This is a genomic window from Nocardia sp. NPDC058497, assembly GCF_042720195.1.
GTDB lineage: Bacteria > Actinomycetota > Actinomycetes > Mycobacteriales > Mycobacteriaceae > Nocardia.
Window position 1 is genome coordinate 1 of record NZ_JBHXMY010000771.1, and the last position, 2,303, is coordinate 2,303.

3 protein-coding genes and 1 pseudogene are annotated in these 2,303 nt (G+C 63.8%); all 4 read right to left on the reverse strand.

Going from position 1 to position 2,303, the window contains the following annotated elements; translation table 11 throughout:
- Positions 1 to 497, reverse strand: a pseudogene (locus tag ACFWPJ_RS30715) (hypothetical protein); the annotation flags it as partial.
- Positions 497 to 886, reverse strand: coding sequence for a hypothetical protein (locus ACFWPJ_RS30720; protein ID WP_378856697.1), 390 nt, complete (start codon positions 884 to 886; stop codon positions 497 to 499). The pseudogene ACFWPJ_RS30715 and the gene ACFWPJ_RS30720, both read right to left, overlap by 1 nt.
- 11 nt (positions 887 to 897) lie before the next feature.
- Complete coding sequence (locus ACFWPJ_RS30725) at positions 898 to 1,440, reverse strand: DUF3558 domain-containing protein (RefSeq protein ID WP_378856699.1); 543 nt, start codon at positions 1,438 to 1,440, stop codon at positions 898 to 900.
- A 122-nt stretch (positions 1,441 to 1,562) separates the two neighbouring features.
- Positions 1,563 to 2,207: a hypothetical protein gene (locus tag ACFWPJ_RS30730; RefSeq protein WP_378856701.1), complete on the reverse strand. Its 645-nt coding sequence runs from the start codon at positions 2,205 to 2,207 to the stop codon at positions 1,563 to 1,565.
- Positions 2,208 to 2,303 lie beyond the last annotated feature (96 nt).

Here is a 2,303-nt window from a genome sequence, read left to right on the forward strand (position 1 = left end):
GTCGTCGGCAGATTCTCGGCCTCGGTCGCGTAGCCGCGTACACCGTCGATCGCGGCATTCGCGGTGGTACCGGACCAGCCCTCATTGATCGCGGTGTCGATGCGGGTGCGGAAGTTGGTCACCGCGTCCGACATCCCGGTCACCAACCGCCGCCAGCCATCGGCACCAGCGTTGATCTCACCGGCGGAAACGCCCGGCTGATCGCCGCTGCCGTTCAACGCGTCCCAGATCTGCTGATGGCTGAGCGTGGAAAAGTCGTCCAGCTTGCCGGTCAGCACCGGCGTCGAGTACGTCCCGTCGAACCCGGATTCGAGCCGTGCCCGCTCGGACTGGATGATCGTGCGATCACCACTGACCTCGTTGTTCGCCGCCTCACCGAGCTTTCCCCGCGCCTCGGCTTCGTCATAGGAGGTGCTGTAGGCATCGTAGATGGCCTTACCCTCGGCTGCGACAGCGCCGACCGCGACGACCGCGAGCGCGATCAATGGAAGCGGCATCAGATCCCCTGTCCGGTCGCGGCGATGCCGTCGGCGTTCTGGCCGTCGACGGCTTGGAGTTTGCCGATCGCGGCGGAGTTGGTGTCGCGCATGAGCTGCGCGATCTCGATGTGGGTTGCGAGGCGCTTGTCGGCGGAGTCGTTCGGGTCGTCCGTGCTGCCGCTGACGGCCTTCGCCTCGAATTTGGCTTTCAGGATGATGGCGGTTTCGAGGCCGCCCCAGCCGGAGAGATGCTCCAACGCTTTGGTATCGCGCTGCAGGTTGATCAGGTCGGAAACATACAGCTCACAGGCGGCGCGCAGGGACTCGCCGAGGCCCTCTTCCATCCGAAAATTGCCGGAAACGGCTTGTTGCTTGAGATTCCGCCAATATGTCGCTTGATCTGTCACGAGATCCACCCCTACTTCGGAAGATGCGGCTCGAGAGCCGCCGCGTGCTTCGCTGCCATATCGCATAGGTCGCCGCCACGAGGACCTTCGTTGCCCAGCCATCCAACGGACACCTCGAACATGCCCTGGTCTGCTTCGAAGGCCACATAGCAGCTCTCCGGGTCGTTCTTTTCACGGAACGTCAGCCCAGCCCGACTGCCAACGGTCGTTTCTTGGACCCCAGTCAAACTGTCCTTGCTTCGAGTCTCAGCGAGCGTGTGGCTCGTGGAGAACACGTCGACCCGTCGGAGCCCTGCGCCGTAGCGGTCATCAATCGGCTTCCAGTTGCAGACTCGCCACGTTGACGGGCCCGAGGGTGGATCGGTCAGCACACGCTTCGTCGTCGGATCGAGCCCTGCATCCCGCAGCACGTCATCACTCAACTGACTACACACGTTGAACACAACGATCTTGTCCAGATCCCGCGTCGTCGGCTGCGCAGACCCCGTCTCCCCACCGGGCCCACACCCACTGACCGCAGCCGAAACCACGACAGCGCCAACGGCTGCTCGCATCACACCAGCGCTTCGCACATCACTCCCGTTCGTCAGAGCTCGGATTGCCCTCCCAGACTAGGACGCATCGGAAACCCGATCGGTTCCATGTCTGTTCCGGCAGGTTCGGGCATGCCTAGGTTCTAGTCGGCATGTCTCTCCGAGCGGGTCGCGTCTGCGAAGCGCGGGTGAGCCCGGATGACGACGAACGGCCGCTCATCGATGGGTTCCACCTTGATATCGGTGTTCGCCGCCATCAGCATGAGCCCGCTGATCCCGATTCCGACCGGAAGCCACCCCGGAAAGCACAGGACCACCAACGACACGATGACACCGTGCGGGACGCCGACTGCCGCCGCGAGGAACAACGCCACAATCGCCGGCGGACCGGCCAGCAGGACCCCGAAGGCGAGCTGACGGAGCCATCGAAATCTGGCGATGCACGCCGCACACGCAGGCCAGTCTGCCCGCAACTTCGCGGACGTGTCCGGGAGGCGAAACCACGGCGGGATGGGGATGATCTCGCGCGCCCACTTCCGAAGTTCGAGCCCGACAGTCCGCGGCATCCGCACCGAGCCGACCTGCACAAAGTTGATCGTCGCAGGCACCACGCCAGTCGCCGGGACCCCGTGGCGAACACACACCATAGGCAAGCCCTCGACCCGTCGCGCCAGAAACCGCACCGCTGCTGTGGGGTTGAAACGCCGCTTCTCACCCCAGACCACTTCGCTCTCGGGCAGCGACTCCGTCGCCAGTCGAACGCGCACTGACAGGTCCTCACCGACCATCACACGAGCCCCCGCGTTCTTGAGATTCTATCTGTTCCTGCCGACCTAGCTAATGTACTGAAGCATCGAGTTCGAAGGGGGACACAGGTATGAAGG

Coding starts and splice junctions, on each gene's coding strand:
- ACFWPJ_RS30725 (WP_378856699.1), bottom strand. CDS start 1,440: ATGCGAGCAGCCGTTGGCGCTGTCGTGGTTTCGGCTGCGGTCAGTGGG.
- ACFWPJ_RS30730 (WP_378856701.1), bottom strand. CDS start 2,207: ATGGTCGGTGAGGACCTGTCAGTGCGCGTTCGACTGGCGACGGAGTCG.